The 18,859-nt window shown below is 69.5% G+C and carries 16 protein-coding genes; 11 read left to right on the top strand and 5 right to left on the bottom strand.

What is annotated here, in order from left to right; translation table 11 throughout:
* Positions 1 to 15: 15 nt before the first annotated feature.
* The gene (locus BQ7106_RS01405; RefSeq protein ID WP_072370127.1) at positions 16 to 966 is read right to left on the bottom strand and encodes a phosphate ABC transporter substrate-binding protein; all 951 of its coding nucleotides are present in this window, start codon (positions 964 to 966) and stop codon (positions 16 to 18) included.
* A gap of 605 nt (positions 967 to 1,571) precedes the next feature.
* Between BQ7106_RS01405 and BQ7106_RS01400 the strand changes: the two genes are divergently transcribed.
* From BQ7106_RS01400 to BQ7106_RS01380, 5 genes are all read left to right on the top strand, one after another.
* Positions 1,572 to 3,434, top strand: a complete 1,863-nt coding sequence (locus BQ7106_RS01400; protein WP_240307395.1) for an ABC transporter ATP-binding protein — start codon at positions 1,572 to 1,574, stop codon at positions 3,432 to 3,434.
* A gap of 58 nt (positions 3,435 to 3,492) precedes the next feature.
* The gene (locus tag BQ7106_RS01395; RefSeq protein WP_083526841.1) at positions 3,493 to 5,460 is read left to right on the top strand and encodes an ABC transporter ATP-binding protein; all 1,968 of its coding nucleotides are present in this window, start codon (positions 3,493 to 3,495) and stop codon (positions 5,458 to 5,460) included.
* Positions 5,461 to 5,665: 205 nt separating this feature from the next.
* Positions 5,666 to 6,157 carry a MarR family winged helix-turn-helix transcriptional regulator gene (locus tag BQ7106_RS01390; RefSeq protein WP_240307394.1) on the top strand — a complete coding sequence of 164 codons (492 nt, stop codon included), beginning with the start codon at positions 5,666 to 5,668 and terminating at the stop codon, positions 6,155 to 6,157.
* Positions 6,154 to 8,004: an ABC transporter ATP-binding protein gene (locus tag BQ7106_RS01385; RefSeq protein WP_205407641.1), complete on the top strand. Its 1,851-nt coding sequence runs from the start codon at positions 6,154 to 6,156 to the stop codon at positions 8,002 to 8,004. Before BQ7106_RS01390 ends, BQ7106_RS01385 begins: the two co-directional genes overlap by 4 nt.
* Complete coding sequence (locus tag BQ7106_RS01380; RefSeq protein WP_072370121.1) at positions 7,997 to 9,925, top strand: ABC transporter ATP-binding protein; 1,929 nt, start codon at positions 7,997 to 7,999, stop codon at positions 9,923 to 9,925. Before BQ7106_RS01385 ends, BQ7106_RS01380 begins: the two co-directional genes overlap by 8 nt.
* A 147-nt stretch (positions 9,926 to 10,072) precedes the next feature.
* Here BQ7106_RS01380 and BQ7106_RS01375 read toward each other — a convergent pair whose 3' ends face one another.
* Together BQ7106_RS01375 and BQ7106_RS01370 are read right to left on the bottom strand one after the other, a co-directional pair.
* Positions 10,073 to 10,867 (bottom strand): CHAD domain-containing protein, encoded by a 795-nt coding sequence (locus BQ7106_RS01375; RefSeq protein ID WP_072370118.1) that lies wholly within the window; start codon positions 10,865 to 10,867, stop codon positions 10,073 to 10,075.
* Positions 10,868 to 10,935: 68 nt separating this feature from the next.
* Entirely contained in the window at positions 10,936 to 11,526 is a 591-nt protein-coding gene (locus BQ7106_RS01370; RefSeq protein WP_072370115.1) for an HdeD family acid-resistance protein, read from the bottom strand.
* A gap of 219 nt (positions 11,527 to 11,745) precedes the next feature.
* Here BQ7106_RS01370 and BQ7106_RS01365 point away from each other — a divergent pair, with 219 nt between their 5' ends.
* The 3 genes from BQ7106_RS01365 (at position 11,746) to BQ7106_RS11330 (ending at position 13,359) form a co-directional block, all read left to right on the top strand.
* Entirely contained in the window at positions 11,746 to 12,132 is a 387-nt protein-coding gene (locus BQ7106_RS01365) for a metallopeptidase family protein (RefSeq protein ID WP_072370112.1), read from the top strand.
* A 15-nt stretch (positions 12,133 to 12,147) separates the two neighbouring features.
* Positions 12,148 to 13,113, top strand: coding sequence for a GNAT family N-acetyltransferase (locus BQ7106_RS01360; RefSeq protein ID WP_072370109.1), 966 nt, complete (start codon positions 12,148 to 12,150; stop codon positions 13,111 to 13,113).
* Positions 13,114 to 13,236: 123 nt separating this feature from the next.
* Positions 13,237 to 13,359 carry a hypothetical protein gene (locus BQ7106_RS11330; protein WP_273396689.1) on the top strand — a complete coding sequence of 41 codons (123 nt, stop codon included), beginning with the start codon at positions 13,237 to 13,239 and terminating at the stop codon, positions 13,357 to 13,359.
* A gap of 29 nt (positions 13,360 to 13,388) precedes the next feature.
* Here the strand turns inward: BQ7106_RS11330 and BQ7106_RS01355 are convergent, their stop codons facing one another.
* Together BQ7106_RS01355 and BQ7106_RS01350 are read right to left on the bottom strand one after the other, a co-directional pair.
* Positions 13,389 to 14,030 (bottom strand): response regulator transcription factor, encoded by a 642-nt coding sequence (locus tag BQ7106_RS01355; protein ID WP_072370106.1) that lies wholly within the window; start codon positions 14,028 to 14,030, stop codon positions 13,389 to 13,391.
* Complete coding sequence (locus BQ7106_RS01350; RefSeq protein ID WP_083526825.1) at positions 14,027 to 15,178, bottom strand: sensor histidine kinase; 1,152 nt, start codon at positions 15,176 to 15,178, stop codon at positions 14,027 to 14,029. The genes BQ7106_RS01355 and BQ7106_RS01350 overlap by 4 nt, the downstream gene beginning before the upstream one ends.
* Positions 15,179 to 15,261: 83 nt before the next feature.
* Between BQ7106_RS01350 and BQ7106_RS01345 the strand changes: the two genes are divergently transcribed.
* From BQ7106_RS01345 to BQ7106_RS01335, 3 genes are read left to right on the top strand one after another with little or no spacing between them, the layout of a single operon-like run.
* Positions 15,262 to 16,200 (top strand): ABC transporter ATP-binding protein, encoded by a 939-nt coding sequence (locus tag BQ7106_RS01345; RefSeq protein ID WP_072370103.1) that lies wholly within the window; start codon positions 15,262 to 15,264, stop codon positions 16,198 to 16,200.
* 10 nt (positions 16,201 to 16,210) lie between these two features.
* A complete protein-coding gene (locus BQ7106_RS01340) occupies positions 16,211 to 17,377 on the top strand; it encodes an ABC transporter permease (RefSeq protein WP_072370101.1) in 1,167 nt (388 codons plus the stop codon).
* Complete coding sequence (locus BQ7106_RS01335; protein ID WP_072370098.1) at positions 17,364 to 18,542, top strand: ABC transporter permease; 1,179 nt, start codon at positions 17,364 to 17,366, stop codon at positions 18,540 to 18,542. The genes BQ7106_RS01340 and BQ7106_RS01335 overlap by 14 nt, the downstream gene beginning before the upstream one ends.
* Positions 18,543 to 18,859 lie beyond the last annotated feature (317 nt).

The following is an 18,859-nucleotide window of genomic DNA, read 5'->3' as shown; positions in this document are numbered from 1 at the left end:
GAGGAACAAACCTGCTTAGGCAGCGGTGATGTTGCCGTCGGCGTCCTTCTTGACCTGCATGTCGCCCATCGGGATGAAGCCCTGCTCCACGACGGTCTCGGCGAAGTCGTCGGACATGATGAACTCGATGAAGGCCTGGGTCACGGCAGCCGTGGACTCGTCCTCGTCCTCACGGGTGTACATGTGCTCGTAGGCCCAGATGGTGAAGTCGCCAGACTCGACGTTGGCCTGCGTGGGCTCGATGCCGTCGACGGTGAGGGCCTTGATGCCGTCGTTCTCCATGTAGTTGAAGGCGACGTAGGAGATGGCGCCGTCGGTCGCGGCGACCTGCTCGACGACGGTGCCCGAGGAGTCGACCTCGGCGACCGGGCGGAAGCTGTCAGGGGCGGTCTCGCCGCCGAGGACGGCGGCCTCGAAGGTAGCGCGGGTGCCCGAGCCGGCCTCGCGCTGGATGACCTGGATGGGGGCGTCGGAGCCGCCGAGCTCGGACCAGTTGGTGACCTGGCCGAGGAAGATGCCCTTGAGCTGGTCGCTCGTGATGTCGTCGACGTCGACGGAGGCGTTCACGATCGGGCCCATGCCCACGATGCAGACCTGGTTGTCGACGAGGCCCTCGCACTGGTCGGCCTCGAGCTTCTCCTCGGCGTAGACGTCGGAGCGGCCGATCTGGACGGAGCCCTCGGCGATCTGGGAGAGGCCCTGGCCGGAGCCGCCCGCGGAGATGGCGATGGAGACGTCGGGGTTGGCCTCCATGAAGTCGTCGGCGGCAGCCTCGACGAGCGGCTGGAAGGAGGTGGCGCCGGAGCAGGAGATGGAGCCGGAGAGGGTGGCCTCGGCGGCGTCGCCCTCGGCGTCGCCCTCGCCGGTCGAGGTGGTGGTGCCGTTGCAGGCGGCGAGGCCGGCGACGGCGGCGGTGGCGCCGAAGACGCCCAGGAACTGACGGCGAGAGAGATCAAGCTTGGACATGGATCTATCCTTTCCCGTGGATGTGACCCGGCCCCAGGTGGGTCCGGACCGTTTCGCAGTGAATGCTAGGTTCTTGTCGCCCTGTGATCGGTCTCGTTTCAGATGCATTACGGGAGCCTGACAGCAGCTTACATTCGGTTTACAGAACGCCTTACATAGGGGCCCGTGTTTGTAAGCTGCCGTTCGCCGGATGCGATGAGCTGCGGTTCCTACCGTTCGTCGGGTGCTTACAATCGGGCGCGCGGAGCCGTGGGTACGCGGTGGCGCGCCCTTCTCGCCCGTCCTTCTCGGCTCGCCCCCTCGGTTCGTCGCGCCGCCCGCCGAGCATGCCGCATCGCACGGTTTTACCGAGCCTGCCATATTGCACATCTCCCCCCGCCTCGCGACCCCTTTCTGTGCGATATGGCAGTCTGTGCGATATGGCAGGCTCGGCACCGTGCGGGCCCCGCCCGGCAGCCGGCGCCGCTGCCCGCGCGTTCTTCTTGCCCGTCCCCCTTGGTGCCGCAACTGTGAACGCTTTGTCAAGGTACCACGAGATATATCTCTCGGTACCTTGAAAACAACCGTTCGTCGGCGCAAAATGACCACCTGTCGAAAGGAGTCATATGCAAAAGAAGACCAAGGAGACCGCTCCGAGCGGGCGCGAGGTGATCCGCACCCTCGCGGGGAGCATCCGCGAGTTCAAGGGGGCCTCAGTCGCGACGCCGATCATCGTCACCGGCGAGGTCGTCATGGAGGTCGCCATCCCCTTCGTGACCGCCCAGCTCATCAACTCAATCCAGGCCGGGGCGTCCCTCTCCGAGATGCTCCCCTACGCCGGCGTGCTCGTGGCCATGGCGCTCGCCTCGCTCACCTTCGGCATCGGGGCGGGCATCACGTGCAGCCAGGCGTCGTGCGGCCTGGCCATGAACCTGCGCCACGACGTGTTCGCCGCGGTGCAGCGCTTCAGCTTCGCCAACATCGACCAGTTCTCCTCGAGCTCGCTCGTCACGCGCCTCACCACCGACGTCACCAACGTCCAGCTCGCCTACATGATGGTCATCCGCACCGCCATCCGCTGCCCGCTGCTGCTGCTCGCGGGCATCGTCATGGCCTTCATCATGGCCGGGCCGCTCGCCCTGGTCTTCGTGGTCATCGTGCCGGTCCTGGGCTTCGGCCTCTACAAGGTCGTCCGCACGGTGCACCCGATCTTCCGCTCCGTGTTCCACAAGTACGACGCCCTCAACGAGTCGATCGAGGAGAACGTCACCGGGATGCGCGACGTCAAGAGCTACGTGCGCCAGGACTATGAGAAGGAGCGCTTCGGCCGCGCCGCCCAGGACGTCTGCGCGGACTTCACCCGTGCGGAGAAGATCCTCGCGCTCAACACGCCGATGATGAACTTCGCCGTGTACGCCGTCTTCGCCGTGACGCTGCAGTTCGGCAGCTACCTCATCATCTCGAGCCAGGGGACGACGCTCAACGTGGGCCAGCTCTCGGCGCTGACCACCTACGGCTTCATGATCCTCATGGCCCTCATGATGGTCTCGATGGTCTTCGCCATGATCACGATGGCGCAGGAGAGCGCCGAGCGAATCTGCGAGGTCCTCACGACCGAGCCGACCATCAAGAACCCCGCGCACCCCGAGACCGAGATGCGCGACGGGTCGATCGACTTCGACAATGTGACGTTCAAGTACTCCGAGAAGGCGGAGCACCGCGCCCTCGCCGAGATCGACCTCCACATCAAGAGCGGCGAGACCATCGGCATCATGGGCGGCACGGGCTCGGCGAAGACCTCCCTCGTGAACCTCATCAGCCGCCTCTACGACGTGACCGAGGGCTCCGTCAAGGTCGGCGGGGTCGACGTGCGCGACTACGACCTCGAGTTCCTGCGCAACAACGTTGCCGTGGTGCTCCAGAAGAACGTGCTCTTCTCGGGCACCATCAAGGAGAACCTGCGCTGGGGCAACCCGGACGCCACCTACGACGAGCTCGTCGAGGTCTGCAAGCTCGCGCAGGCGGACGAGTTCATCCAGCAGCTCCCCAAGAAGTACGACTACTACATCGAGCAGGGGGGCACCAACGTCTCCGGTGGCCAGAAGCAGCGCCTGTGCATCGCGCGCGCCCTGCTCAAGCACCCCAAGGTGCTGATCCTGGACGACTCCACCTCGGCGGTCGACACCAAGACGGACGCCCTCATCCGCGAGGGGATGCGGTCCTACCTGCCCGAGACCACCAAGATCATCATCGCCCAGCGCACGAGCTCGGTGGCCGACGCCGACCGCATCCTCGTGCTCGACAACGGCCACGTCGCCGGCCTCGGCACCCACGAGGAGCTCATGGAGAGCTGCCCGTTCTACCGCGACACCTACCTCGCGCAGAACCGCACGAGCCTCGACGACGAGGCAGGCGCCGAGAAGGACGAGAAGGACGAGAAGGGCGCGCCCGCGGCGAGCGCCGCGCCCGCGAAGGGGGGTGAGGCGTAAGATGGCCGCCAACAGCAACTCCGCCGAGACCATCCTCAAGAACGTCACCGGCTCCACCATGCCGACCGAGCCCGAGCGCGAGCCCGAGCGCCAGAACGTCGCCGGCCGCCAGACCGAGCGCCCGCGGCGGCGCGGAACGCGCGGCAAGACCCTCGGCCGCCTCATCAAGATGCTCTTCTCGTTCTACCCCAAGATGCTGCCGCTCGTCGTCCTCTGCATCGTGGTGTCCGCCGTCCTCTCGGCGCTGCCCGCCACCTTCATGCAGCGCACGCTCGAGATCGTGACCGCGACCTGGCAGTCCGGCGACTGGGAGAGCGTCGCGGGCAGCGTCACCTCGCTCGTGCTCACGCTCGTCGGGATCTACGTCGTCTCCCTCGCGCTCAACTTCACCTGGACCCGCGCGATGGCCGTCATCACGCAGGGGTCGCTCGAGAAGTTCCGCGAGCGGCTCTTCGGCCACATGCAGGACCTGCCGATCAGCTACTTCGACCAGCACCAGCGCGGCGACATCATGAGTCACTACACCAACGACATCGACGCCCTGCGCCAGATGATCGGCCAGTCGCTGCCCAACATCACCCTCACGGTCGTCACGCTCGTCTCGGTCTTCTCGGTCATGATCTACTACAGCGTCTGGATGGCGATCGTCATCGTTGCCGGCGTGCTGTTCATGGCCTACATGACCAAGGTGCTCGGAAGCCGCTCCGCACGCAACTTCGTGGCGCAGCAGAAGGAGATCGGCGTCGTCGAGGGCCACGTCGAGGAGGTCATGAACGGCCAGCGCGTGGTGAAGGTCTTCTGCCACGAGGACGCCGCGCAGGAGGACTTCGACGTGCGCAACCGCAGGCTCTTCGAGGCCTCCCGCGCCGCGAACATGTACACCAACACCCTCGGGCCCATCCTCATGAACCTCGGCAACCTGCTCTACGTCATCGTGGCGCTCGTGGGCGGCGTGTTCATCGAGTGCGGCGTGCCCAACCTCTCGCTCTCGGGCCTGCCCTTCTCCATCGCCGTCACCGTGCCCTTCCTCAACATGACGCGGCAGTTCTCCGGTCAGATCGGTCAGATCTCCCAGCAGATCAACTCCGTGGTCATGGGCCTCGCCGGCGCCGAGCGCATCTTCGAGCTCATGGACGAGGAGCCCGAGCACGACGAGGGCTACGTCGAGCTCGTCGCCTGCACGGTCGACCGCGACGGCACCGTCCGCGAGTGCGACCGTCGCTCCGGTGACTGGTCCGGCCAGTGGGCGTGGCGCCACCCGCACGGCGACGGCTCGCTCACCTACACCCCGCTCGCCGGCGACGTGCGGCTCTTCGACGTCGACTTCGCGTACCGCAAGGGCCACACCGTCCTGCACGACGTGAGCGTGTGGGCGAAGCCCGGCCAGAAGATCGCCTTCGTCGGCGCCACGGGCGCGGGCAAGACCACGATCACCAACCTCATCAACCGCTTCTACGACATCGAGGACGGCAAGATCCGCTACGACGGCATCAACATCAACAAGATCAAGAAGCCCGACCTGCGCCGCTCGCTCGGCGTGGTGCTCCAGGACGTGAACCTGTTCACCGGCACCGTCATGGACAACATCCGCTTCGGGCGCCTCGACGCCACCGACGACGAGTGCCGCGCCGCGGCGCGCCTCGTGGGCGCCGACGGCTTCATCCGCCGCCTCCCCGACGGCTACGACACGATGCTCACCGACAACGGCTCCAACCTCTCCCAGGGGCAGCGCCAGCTCCTCTCCATCGCGCGCTGCGCCGTCGCCGACCCGCCCGTGATGATCCTCGACGAGGCCACCTCCTCGATCGACACCCACACCGAGGAGATCGTCCAGCGCGGCATGGACGCGCTCATGACCGGGCGCACCACCTTCGTCATCGCGCACCGGCTCTCCACCGTGCGCAACTCCGACGCGATCATCGTGCTCGACCACGGCCGCATCATCGAGCGCGGCAGCCACGACGAGCTGATCGCCAAGCGCGGAACGTACTACCAGCTCTACACGGGCGCCTTCGAGCTCGAGTAGCGAGAAGGACATCCGCTCGGGAGACGCCCCGAGGTTCCTCCGGGAAGCGCGCTTCGCGACACTTCCCTCCGGAGCCTCGGGGCGTCGCTCTGTCGAGGCTCACTCGCGCGGATCGGAGAAGCTCCCCGTTTTGCATGGTACCTTGACACCTGCGCGCCGGGGCTTCACAGTGTTTCTTGTGGATTTCGGGAGAAAGGGGGCCCTCGTGACGAAGCCGGTCACGACTGAGACGCGCATCATGCGCGACTTCGGCTACTTCGGATACTACCTTCACATGCACTGGGGCGGCCGCAACGGCAAGCAGCACATCCTCGTCGAGCTCCTGGCGCACGACGGACAGATGACGCAGCGCGACCTCCAGGAGGCCTCCTGCATCACGTCCGCCTCGCTGTCGGAGGTCATCGCCAAGCTGGAGGCAGAGGGGCTCGTCGCGCGCGAGCGCTCGGAGACCGACCGACGCCAGCTCACGGTCACGCTCACGGCATCCGGCACCGCCCGCGCCCACGAGCTCGTCCGCACCCGGGCCGACTTCGAGGCGCGCGCCTTCGACGTCCTCGAGCCCGCTGAGCGCGAGCGGCTCCTCGAGACGCTCGACCGCATCGCCGAGCGCTGGGAGCAGATCGAGGACGAGGAGCGCCGCCGTCGCGCGGCGAGGGACGAGAAGGGCGACGAGACCGAGAAGGGGGACGGGAGATGAGCCTTCTTCCCAAGAAGCCAGACATCGACGAGGGGTTCGTGAAGACCGCGTCGCACGTGGGCTACGGCACAGTGGGCCGCAAGCTCGTGGGGAGCGTGAGGGAGTTCAAGGCCGCGGCCGTCGTCACTCCCCTGCTCGTGCTCGGCGAGGTGGTCTTCGAGGTCATGATCCCGCTCTACACGGCGGACCTCATCGACGCGATCAAGGCGGGCGCCGACCTCGCCCAGATCGTCTCCACGGGGGCGACGCTCGCCCTCATGGCGCTCGTCTCGCTCGCCTTTGGCGCGGCCGCCGGCCTCACGTGCGCGAAGGCCTCGACGGGCTTTGCCAGGAACCTGCGAAAGGACATGTTCTACAACATCCAGACCTTCTCGTTCGCCGTGATCGACCGCTTCTCGAGCTCGTCTCTCGTGACGCGCATCACCACCGACGTCATGAACGTCCAGATGGCCTACATGATGCTCATCCGCACGGCCATCCGCTCCCCCTTCATGCTCGTGCTCGCCTTCGTCGCGGCGTACAGCATGGCGGGGTGGCTCGCGCTCGTCTTCGTGGTGATCATCCCGGTGCTCGCGCTCGCGCTCTTCGCCGTGATCCGCAAGGTCGTACCGGTCTTCCGCCGCATCTTCCGCAAGTACGACGCGCTCAACGAGCGGGCCGAGGAGAACCTCGCCGGGATTCGCGTGGTCAAGTCCTACGTGCGCGAGAGCTACGAGAAGCAGAAGTACGACCGCGCAGCCACCGAGGTCCAGGACGACTTCACCTACGCGGAGCGCATCCTCGCCCTCAACGCGCCGATCATGAACTTCTGCGTCTACACCGTCATGGTCTTCGTGATCTACGCGGGCTCCTACGCGATCGTCTCCACCCGCGGCGAGCTGCTCGACGTGGGCCAGTTCTCGTCGCTCATCACCTACGGCTTCATGATGCTCATGCAGCTCATGATGCTCTCGATGATCTTCGCCCAGGTGGTCATGTCCGAGGAGAACGCGCGGCGCATCTACGAGGTGCTCGACGCCAAGACCACCATCGACCAGCCGGACGACCCCGTCTTCGAGGTCGCCGACGGCTCGATCGACTTCGACCACGTGGGCTTCTCCTACAGCGGCGACAAGAACCGCGAGGCCCTGAGGAACATCGACCTGCACATCAAGAGCGGCGAGGTCATCGGCGTCATCGGCTCGACGGGCTCGGCCAAGACCTCCCTCGTGCAGCTCGTCCCGCGCCTCTACGACGTCACCGAGGGGTCCGTTCGCGTGGGCGGTCGCGACGTGCGCGACTACGACCTCGAGACGCTGCGCGACTCCGTCGCGATGGTGCTCCAGAAGAACGTGCTCTTCTCGGGGACCATCGCCGAGAACCTGCGCTGGGGCAACGAGCACGCCACCGACGAGGAGGTCGTCGAGGCCGCGCGGCTGGCGCAGGCCGACGAGTTCGTCCGGGCCTTCCCCAAGGGGTACGACACCTACATCGAGCAGGGCGGCACCAACGTCTCCGGCGGTCAGAAGCAGCGCCTGTGCATCGCGCGCGCCCTGCTCAAGAACCCGAAGATCCTCATCCTCGACGACTCGACGAGCGCGGTCGACACCAAGACCGACCGCCTCATCCGCGAGGGCTTCCGCAGCTACCTGCCCGAGACCACCAAGATCATCATCGCGCAGCGCACCTCGAGCGTGGAGGACGCCGACCGCATCGTGGTCATGGACTCCGGCACGATCGACGACATCGGGACCCACGAGGAGCTCCTGCGCAGAAACGCAATCTACCGCGAGGTCTACCTCTCGCAGAACAAGCAGAGCCACGACGAGCGTCAGCTCGACGAGCTGGAGGTGAGCGCTCATGAGTAGCAACACGCATCGCGGGCGGGCGCCCAAGTCCATGGGGAAGACGGCGCTGCGCGTCCTCAGGATGATGCGCGGCTTCTACCCGGTCATGCTTCCCGCCGTCGCCTGCTGCATCCTCGTCCAGTGCATCGTCCAGGCCATGCCCAACGTCTTCATGGAGCGCGCCCTCACCGTGGTGGGCCAGACCTGGGAGTCGGGAGACTGGGCCACGGCGCAGCCGCAGGTCCTCGCCAACGCGGCGATCCTCGCCGCCCTCTACTTCGCGAGCCTCATCTGCAACGCGGTGTGGCAGCAGTGCATGGCGATCATCACCCAGGGCTCGCTCAAGAAGTTCCGCTGCCTCATGTTCGACCACATGCAGGACCTGCCCATCAGGTACTTCGACACGCACCAGCACGGCGACGTCATGAGCTACTACACCAACGACATCGACGCCATGCGCCAGATGATCGCCCAGTCGCTGCCGCAGCTGTTCCTCACGATGCTCATGCTCTGCTCGGTGGGCTGCATCATGCTCTGGTACAGCCTCCCGCTCACGCTCGTCGTGGTGGCAGGCGCCGCGGTCATGGCGCTCCTCGGAAAGACGCTGGCGGGACGCTCGGCCAAGAACTTCCTGCGCACGCAGCGGGCGGTCGCCGCCGTCGAGGGCCTCGTGGAGGAGGTCATGAACGGCGAGAAGGTCGTCAAGGTCTTCTCGCACGAGCGCCAGATCGAGGCGGCCTTCGACGAGCTCAACGACGAGTTCCGCGAGGCTGCGTGCACGGCGAACTCCTATGCCAACACGCTCATGCCGATCCTCATGAACTCGGGCAACCTGCTCTACGTGATCGTGGCCGTGGCCATCGGCGTGCTGCTGGTCGTCGGCGCGCCCAACCCGTCGCTCTCCGGGATGGGGCTCACCATCGCGGTGGGAGTGCCCTTCCTCAACATGACCAAGCAGTTCGCCGCCCAGATCGGTCAGATCTCCAACCAGGTCAACGCCGTGGTCATGGGCCTCGCCGGCGCCGAGCGCATCTTCGAGCTGCTCGACGAGCCGGTGGAGCAGGACGAGGGCTACGTGGAGCTCGTCGCCTGCACGATCGACCGCGACGGCACCGTCCGCGAGTGCGACCGCCGCTCGGGAGACTGGGCCGGCCAGTGGGCCTGGAAGCACCCCCATCAGGCGGACGGCACCGTAACGTACACCCCGCTCGCCGGCGACGTGCGCCTCTTCGACGTCGACTTCGCCTACGAGCCGGGCCACACCGTGCTCCATGACGTCTCGCTCTACGCCAAGCCCGGCCAGAAGGTGGCGTTCGTCGGTGCCACGGGCGCCGGCAAGACCACCATCACGAACCTGCTCAACCGCTTCTACGACATCGAGGACGGCAAGATCCGCTACGACGGCATCAACATCAACAAGATCAAGAAGCCGCACCTGAGGCACTCGCTCGGCGTGGTGCTCCAGGACGTGAACCTGTTCACCGGCACCGTCATGGACAACATCCGCTACGGCCGGCTCGACGCCACCGACGAGGAGTGCGTGGCCGCCGCGCGGCTCGCCGGCGCCGACGACTTCATCCGCCGCCTCCCCGACGGCTACGACACGATGCTCACCGACAACGGCACCAACCTCTCCCAGGGGCAGCGCCAGCTCCTCTCCATCGCGCGCGCCGCGGTGGCCGACCCCCCAGTCATGGTGCTCGACGAGGCGACCTCCTCGATCGACACCCGCACCGAGGCCATCGTCCAGCGCGGCATGGACGCGCTGATGGCGGGGCGGACCACCTTCGTCATCGCCCACCGCCTCTCCACCGTGCGCAACTCCGACGTCATCATCGTGCTCGACCACGGCCGCATCATCGAGCGCGGGACGCACGAGGAGCTCATCGCAAAGCGCGGAACGTACTACCAGCTCTACACGGGGGCCTTCGAGCTCGAGTAGCCGACATCCTCGTGCGAGCGGAGGCCGCCCGCTGACGTTCCCTCGAGAAGCGCGCTTCGCGGAGCTTCTCTTCGGAGCGTCGGCGGGCGGCCTCGCCCAGTCGCCGGGGCGACGTGGCTCCTGTCGGCGGGCGCCGCCAGCGGCCCGTCAGCCGGCGAGAAACTCGTCCAGAAGCGCCTGGTTGCGTGCGATGAGGACCTCGAGGGCGCGCCTCGCCTCGTCCGAGAGTCCCCCCGCGGGAAACTCCCCCGCCATCGTCGCGTTCACGCGCGCGTCGCAGATGTCGCCAAGAAGGTCCTGGACGCCCTTCATGCGACGGCCCTCCGCCGCCGCGCCATCGCCCAGGAGCCCGGCGAAGCTCTCGCTCACGTAGCGCACGCGCTTGGCGCGCTTTCTCAGGGTGTGCACGGCGTCTGCGTCCGCCCGGTCCACGCTCTCGTAGCCCTCGTCCACGACGCGCACGAGGTCCCGAAAGGTCGCCCGCACGTCCGCCCGCGTCACCCCGTCCCCTCGCACCGAGTCCCTCCAGGGAGGCCGGGCGAGGACCTTGCGCACGCGGCGCAGCGCCCGACGCGTGTGCCGGCCGCGCATGACGTCGACCACGTGGTTTCGCTCGAGCTCCCGGAGCTCCACGATCTTCTCGGCGAGCTCCCCGCACGGCACCTCGAGCGCGCGAACCTGACGGAGCAAGACGTCGTACTCGCGCAGGCGCGAGGTCTCTATCACGACGGAGCGCAGGTCGTCCTGGAGCAGGCGATGGCGCCTGCGCTTGAGCAGCGGCGAGACAAAGGCGAGCAGGCTCCGCAGCGTCCGGATGGAGATGCGAAGGCGATGGACGGTCTCCACGTCGTCCGGGTCCGCGAGGAAGTCGTCGAGGCGGCGCTCCACCGTCTCCTCCCCCTCTCGCAGCACGCTGGCGAGCTCCTTGCGCACGTCAGCCATCTTTGGCCCCCTCTCGCGGCAGGGGGCGGGAAGGAGGCCCGCCCCTCGGACTCATTCTACGCGACTGCTCACCTCCTGATCTGCCTCATCGCGATGCCGTCGACGATAAGGCTCGCCCCGGCGACGACGAGGTAGGCCGCCATGAGGTAGCCGAGCACCAGGCTCGAGAAGAGCGGCATGAGCAGGAAGGCGGCGCCCGCCACGATGTTGACGACGCCCGTCGCCGTCGATGCCCCGGACCCCTCGATGCCGAAGTAGCGCATGCGGTGCGCGGTCGAGAGGCGCTCCGCGCCGGACGCGATGAACAGGAAGGCGAGCAGGAAGGCGAGCGTGCCCGCCGTGAGGTACGCCGGGAGCGTGAGCACCATGACGCCGAGCACCGCGTTGAGGACGCCGGTGACGAGCGTGACGGGGCTGCGGAAGAGCTCCGGCGTGCGGACGTAGGCCGCGATTCCCGCCGCGCCGCCCGCGACGAGCGCCACCGCGATGCCCGCCTGGATGACCGCGTAGAGGCTGAAGGGCGAGACCAGGCTCGCCACGCCCGCGAGCGCGATCAGCGCGCCGAGGCAGATGGTGAGCGCGCGCGTGCGGCGCACCTCGGCGTTCCAGCGCGTGACGAAGTCGCCGACGTGGTCGAAGCTCGAGTCGTATCGTTGCATGTTCTCTCCTTGGTTGGGCCGCCCCGCCTGCCGTGTGGCGCGGGCGCCGGCCTACTCCTCTTCTGCCCAAATTGCGACTTTCTAACTCGCAATTCCGAAAGTGCCTCGCGGCACGCCGCTCGCGTGCGTCGCTCGACCGTCGGCGCCGGGCATCGTAGAGTGGAGGTGCGCGAATGGCGACGGCGCCCCGGCGGGGCGCGACGACGGGAGGGAGGGGCCATGACCGACGAGCAGTTCGAGCGCGCCGTCGAGGACGCGCTTGACACGATTCCCGAGCGGTTCTGGGAGCAGCTCGACAACGTGATCTTTGCCGTGGAGGACGAGCCGACCGAGGAGGAGCTCTCCGGGTCGGGGGACGACAACGCCTCGTTTTCCGACGACGAGCTGCTCGGCCTGTACGACGGCACGCCCCTGACCGAGCGCGACAGCTTCTACGGCACCGGGGAGCTGCCCGACGTCATAACCATCTTCAAGGGGCCGCACGAGCGCTGCTTCGAGGAGCTCGGGGAGGCCGCCCTGAGGGACGAGATACGCCGCACCGTGATCCACGAGGTCGGCCACTACTTCGGGAACGACGAGGAGACGCTCGCCGAGATGGGCTACTAGGGCGAGGGGGGCGACATGCGAGGCAAGGCGGAGACGCTCGAGCTCCTCGACCGGTCGGGGATCGCCTACGAGCTCTACGAGCACGAGGCGGTCCGCACCGTCGAGCAGGCGCGCGCGGCGGGCATCCCCCACCCGGAGCTCGCCGCCAAGAACCTCTTCCTGCGCGACGACCGGCACCGTGCCCACTACCTCGTCTGCCTCCCTGACGACAGGGACGTCTCCCTGCGGGAGGTCCAGTGGTGCCTGGGCTCGCGGAGGCTCTCCTTCGCGAGCGAGGGGGACCTGGGCTCCATGCTCGGCCTCGCCCCGGGCTCGGTGACCCCGCTCGGGGCGCTCAACGACGCCGCGCGGCGCGTCACGGTCGCCCTCGACCGGGCGCTCGTCGACGCCGGGCGCGTGACGGTTCACCCCTGTGACAACAGGGCCACGGTCCTTCTCGCCACCGGCGACCTCATCGCCCTCCTGCGCGCCCACGGGTCGCCCGTTCGGGTGGTCGACCTCGCCCCGCTCGTCCCGCGCGCGCTCAGCGACGCCGACCTCCCCGACCTGCTCGCCCTCTGCGAGAGCAACCCCGACTACTACGGGCACTACGGCGAGCCTCCCACCCTCGCGAACCTCGCCCGGACGCTGCGCGAGCTCCCGCCGGGGTGCAGGGGCGACCAGAAGACGTTTATCGGGTACTTCGACGCCGGCGCGCTCGTCGCGGCGCTCGACCTCGTCCGGGGCTACCCCGACGAGGAGAGCGCCTACATCGGGCTCCTCATGGTGGACGGCGCGCGACGCGGGCGGGGGATCGGGGGCAGGGTCGCGGGCGGCGCCCTCGACCGGCTGCGGCGCGAGGGCTTCTCGCGCGTGCGCCTCGCCTGCATCGAGGGGAACGAGCCGGCGCGCAGGTTCTGGTCCAGGCTCGGCTTCGCGCCCACGGGGAGGCCCGCGGTCACGCCGCGCTACGTCGCGATCCCGATGGAGCGGAGCCTGTAGCGCCGCGGGCACCGGGCGCCGACGCCCGAGACGCCCACGGCGACGTTCGTGGCGGCCCGGGCTCCCCTCCGCCCCCTTGCCCTATCTTGGTGCCGACAGGATCTTGAGGCGAAGGGAGGGGCCGTGAGGCGCCTTGGAGTCGTGATCGCGCTCGTCGCCCTTGTGGGCGGGTGCGCCTTTCTGGGAGGGTGCAGCTCGACCGAGGACGGCGTGGGCTGGGAGGCCCACTACGAGTTCGAGTTCTAGCCGCCGAACGCGGCGCCACCAGCCGTCGCCTACCTGAGCGCGCGCCAGTAGGCGACGGCGATCTGCGTGCGGTTGCGAAGGCCCAGCTTGGCGAGGATCGAGCTGATGTGGTTTCTCACGGTGCCCTCCCCCATGTATGCGGCCGCCGCCACCTCGCGGTTGTCAAGACCGTCGGCGATGAGCGCCACGACCTCGCGCTCGCGGTCCGTGAGCTGGGGGAACGTGGCGCGCAGGTCCGGTGCGGCGACGCGGCGGGCGCCGGCGTCGCCCAGCGACACGGCCCGCTCGAGCACCTCGCCCTCCAGGACGCTGCGCCCTGCCATGACCGTGCGCAGCGCCGGGGCGACGCCCGCCACGTCCTGCTTGATGAGATAGCCCGCGGCGCCAAGGGCGAGGGCGCGCACGATGTACTCGTCATCCGAGAACGTGGTGAGAAACACCACGCGCGGGGGGTCGGGGGCGGCGAGGATTCTCTCCGCCGCGACGAGGCCGTCCGTCCCCGGCATCTGGATGTCGAGAAGAACGACGTCGGGTCGGGTCCTCTCGACGAGGCCGACGGCACCGGCGCCGTCGGCCGCCGTCCCCACGACCTCGATGTCGGGCTGGGCGTCGAGCACGACCTCGAGCGACGACGCCACCACGGCGTCGTCGTCGGCGATGACGACCCTCATGCGCTCCTCCCTCCGCTCGTGCGAGCCCCCTCGCCGCACCGCGGCACGCTCGCGAAGACCGTCCAGCCCCCTCGCGCCCCCGGCCCCGCGCGGAACGTGCCGCCGAGCGCCCGCACGCGCTCGTCCATGGAGGCGAGCCCCATGCCCGAGCCCTCGCGGGCCGCCTTCCCGTCGGGGCGCCCCGCCGCCGCCCCGTCGTCCTCCACCGTGAGCCTCCAGAGGCCCGGGTGCTCGACGAGCTCGACGCGGACGCGCCGCGCGTCGGAGTGGCGCAGCACGTTGGACACGGCCTCGCGCGCGACCGCGAGCAGGCACGAGGTCACCGCCGCGGGGGCGTCCGACGCCTCCGCGCGCACGTCCGCCGAAAGGCGCGTCCCCGCGCAGGCCCGCCCGACCTCGTCGCGCAGCTGGACGGCGAGGTCGGAGGCGTCGTCGCGCAGGTCGTGCACGCTCGCGCGAACCTCGTCGAGCGCCTCGCGCACGGTCCCCGCGACGGCTGCGAGGTCCTTCTCGACCGGGTCGCCGGCATGCGCCACGCGATACGCCTCGGCCTGCACGACGGCGCGCGTGAGCAGGTGCCCGACGTTGTCGTGGATCTCGCGGGCGATGCGCGCACGCTCCGAGAGGGTCGCGAGGCGCACCTCGTAGTCGCGCGCGTCGAGGAGGTCCCGGTTGCGCGCCTCGAGGGCGAGCTCGCGCTCCCGCAGCTCGTCGGCGCGCGTGCGGTTTGCCGCGCGGTCGGCGACCGTGCGGTCGGTGCGGCGCGCGAGCGCGGCCGACGCCGCGCAGGCGAAAAGCGCCGCGACCACGACGACCGGTGACAGCGCGCCCGACCAGCCCGCCGCGAGCGGAACCAGCGCCGCGGGGACGAGGAGTGCGGGGGCGCGGCGGGCGAGCTCGTATGCCGGAAGCGCCGCGAAGACGACGCCCGCGGGGAGCGCGAGGGCAACGGGGAAGTACGTCGCCGCCAGCGCGCCGGCCGCGCGAGGTGGCAGAACCTCGGCGAGAAAGGCGCAGCTCAGCGCCACGAGCAGCATGCCCACGCTCTGCGGGTTCACCCCGACGAGCGCGAGCGGCGCCACGCAGCACGAAAGCACGACGAGCTTGTCCGCGATCCTCTCCATGGGACCAGTGTAGGGCAGCGGCACGCCCGCGGACCCGTGACAAAACTCACTTCCCGGCGCCGCGGGGCTCGCCTAGGCTTGGGTCACGCCCAGGAGAAGGGAGCACCATGCAAGAGATCGTCTCGGTGAGCGGGCTCGTGAAGCGCTACGGCGACACCCTCGCGCTCGACCACCTCGACCTGCGCATCGCCCGCGGCGAGATCTTCGGCCTGCTCGGCCCCAACGGCTGCGGCAAGACCACGGCCATCAACTGCATGCTGCAGCTGCTCACCTACGACCGGGGCTCCATCGAGCTCTTCGGCGAGCCCATGTCCCCGACGCGCTTCGACCTCAAGGCGCGCGTCGGCGTGGTCCCGCAGCAGGTCGCGGTCCTCGACGAGCTCACCGTGCGCGAGAACGTCGACGCCTTCTGCGCCCTCTACGTGAGGGACCGTCGCGAGCGACGTCGCCTGGTCGACGAGGCGCTCGACTTCGTGGGCCTCACCGACCACGCGCGCCAGCGCCCGCGCCGGCTGTCGGGCGGCCTGCTCCGCCGCCTCAACATCGCCTGCGGCATCGCGCACCGTCCCGAGCTGCTCTTCCTCGACGAGCCGACCGTCGCCGTTGACCCGCAGAGCAGAAACGCCATCCTGGACGGCATCCTGAGGCTGCGCGACGAGGGGGCGACCGTGGTCTACACGAGCCACTACATGGACGAGGTCGAGCGGATCTGCGGGCGCGTCATGATCATGGACGCGGGGCGCTCCGTCGCCGAGGGGTCCCCCGACGAGCTCAAGCGCCTCATCGACGTGGGCGAGAAGATCGTGGTCGAGCTCGCTCCCCCGTCCGAGGGGACGCTCTCGGGGCTGCGCGAGCTCGAGTGCGTCCGGCGCGCCTCGTACGCCGACGGCGAGCTGCGCGTCGACTGCGCCCCGGCGCCGCACGCGCTCCTCGACGTGCTCGGCGCCCTCGAGGCGTCAGGCGAGCGCCCCGGCCGCGTCTGGTCGGAGCCGCCCACGCTCAACGACGTCTTTCTCGAGCTCTGCGGCCGCGAGCTGCGCGACTAGGGGGTGCGCGATGCCTGCTCTTCTCAGGGCGGACCTCACCCAGGTCCTGCGCAACCGAGGGATCGTCATCTGGGTGATGGCCTTCCCCATCATCCTCGCGACGATCTTCATGTTCGTCTTCGGCGACTACTCCTCCGGCGCGGGCGCGAGCGCGGAGGTCGGCCTCGTCGAGAGCCCCGGCGCCGAGGCCCTCTCCGAGGCGCTCGACGCCCTCGCGGAGGGTGACGACCCCCTGCTCACGGTGCGGCGCTACGCCAACGAGGGGGACGCGGAGGACGCCGTGCTCGCCGGCGACGTCTGCGCCTACGTCACCGTGGGCGACGACGGCTCGCCGCGCATGCTGGTCTCCCCGCAGGACTCCGGCACCGTCTCACAGGCCGTCGTCCAGCTCGTGCTCGACCGCTACCAGCAGGTCGCGGCGACGCTCGCCACCGTCGCCGAGAGGGACCCGGCGGCGCTGGCGTCCCCGGGAGCCGCCGAGGCGCTCGCGCAGGCCCTCGCCGGCGACGACGTCCTCACCGAGCGCCTCTCCGTCCTGCGCGCCGAGTCCGGGGAGTTCCAGCGCTACTACTACGCAATGCTCGGGTTCTCGAGCCTCATGGGCGCGCAGGTGGCGCTCCTGCTCGTCACCTCAAAGCGCGCCGACGGCTCCGAGGTGGGCGCCCGGCGCCAGGTCGGCGCCACCCGCCCCGCCCTCCAGCTCGCCACCGCGCTCCTCGCCTCGTGGCTCGTGTGCCTCGCCTGCCAGCTCGTCGCCCTCGCCTTCATCCGGTTCGTGGTGGGCGTCCCCCTCGGCGGCCGGGAGGGCCTCGCCGCGCTCGCCTGCGCCGCGTGCGCGCTCGTGAGCTGCGCCATCGGCGCCGCCATGGGGGCGCTGCCCGGCATCGCGACGCAGGCGAAGGACACCCTGCTCACCATCCTCACGATGGGGCTCTCGCTGCCGGCGGGCCTCTTCGGCACGCCCTCGCTCGAGCTCTCCGACTGGCTGTGGGCCAACCTTCCCTGGGTCCAGGCCATCAACCCCGCGGCACAGGCGGGCGAGGCGTTCTACCGACTCACGTTCTACGACTCGCTCGGGCCCTTCGCCGCGTCGGTCGCGTCGCTCGTCGCCGTGTCCGCCGCTCTTCTCGTCATCGCGGCCCTGTTCATGAGGAGGCAGCGCTATGCACGTCTTTAGGCTCGTCGGGCGCGTGGTCCTGCGCCACCGCTACCTCATCCTGCTCTACGTGGGCATGCTCGCGTGCTTCGGGTTCCTCATGGCGTCCTCGGTGGGCTCCCCCTCGGAGGGGTACGAGTCGTCGAGCCCGACCGTCGCCGTGATCGACCGCGACGACTCGGAGCTCTCCCGCGCCATCGCCGGCCTCGTGCGGGACGGCGGCGAGGAGGTCGAGCTCCCCGACACCCCCTACGCCCTCCAGGACGCGGCGGCGAAGGACCTGGCGAGCTACGTGCTCGTCATCCCCGAGGGCTACGGGGAGGCGCTCGTGGCCGCCGCGCGCGACGGGGCCGAGATGCCCGTCCTCGAGACCGTGACGAGCTACCGGGAGACCTCCGCGATTCTCATGGACGAGCGCGTGAGGGCCTATGCGCAGCAGCTCTTCGCCCTGCTCGCCGAGGCGGGCGCGAGCGTCGAGGAGGCAGTGGCGTGGGCGGGCGAGGCGCGGCAGGCGCGCACGGAGGTCGACCTCATCCAGACCGAGGCCACGGGGCTCCCGACCGGCTATCTCGTCTTCATGCAGTTCTCGACCTACGCGCTGTTCGGCGGCGTGGGGATCCTCGTCGCGAGCGGGCTGCGCTCGCTCGGGCGCGACCAGGCGGCGCGCCAGCGCCTGCTCGTGGCGCCGCTCGGCACCGCGTCGTGGGGGGCGCAGGTCGTGCTCGCCTGCCTCGCCGTGGCGGTCTTCGTGTGGGCGGCGCTCGGCGCGCTCGGGATCCTCTGGTGCCGGGGGGAGCTCGCCGGCGTGGACGGCGCGCTCGTGCTCCTCGCCCAGCTGCCCCTGCTCGCGCTCTCCATCGTCGGCGCCGCCTTCGGCTACCTGCTCTGGGAGCTCGGGTCGAGCGGCGACGTCATCCACGCCGCCGGCAACATCTCCTCCATGGTGCTGTCTTTTCTCGGCGGCACCTGGGTCCAGCAGGCCAGCATGGGCGCGGCGGTGGCGGCGGTGGGCAGGCTCACCCCCGTCTGGTGGGTCGTGAGCGCGCTCGGCTGCGTCTACGCCGCCCCGGGGCCGAGCGAGGCGCTGCTGGCCGAGGTCGCGACGTCGTGCGGGCTGGTCCTGCTCTTCGCGCTCGCCATCGCCGCCGCCGGGGCCGCCGTCGGCAGGGCGCGGGGCAGGGGCTGAGGACGCGGCGCCGAGCCCCACGACCGCGAGCGCGGCGATCGCGAGCGAGACCATCGTCCTTCTCTTCATCATCACCCTCCTGTCCGCGGGGGCGCCGGGCCCGCCCCGGCCCCCTCATGACAGACACGACTCAGGGGGCGAAATCCTTGCACGGACCCGCGAATTATCCGGGGGCGTCCGCTCGCGGGGTCGGGGCCCGCGCCGGTCGGGTGCCCGGCAGGCCGCGTGCCGGGCCCGGGGATTCCCGGATGAGCCGATTTGGACGAAACCCCGGGCGATTGGGTAGCACATTTGATGTTGAGCACGCACTCGGCGAG

Origin of the sequence: Thermophilibacter mediterraneus, assembly GCF_900119385.1 — a bacterium.
Classification (GTDB): Bacteria; Actinomycetota; Coriobacteriia; order Coriobacteriales; family Atopobiaceae; genus Thermophilibacter; species Thermophilibacter mediterraneus.
The sequence above is the reverse complement of the archived record's forward strand: the minus strand, read 5'-3'. Positions and strand labels throughout refer to the sequence as shown.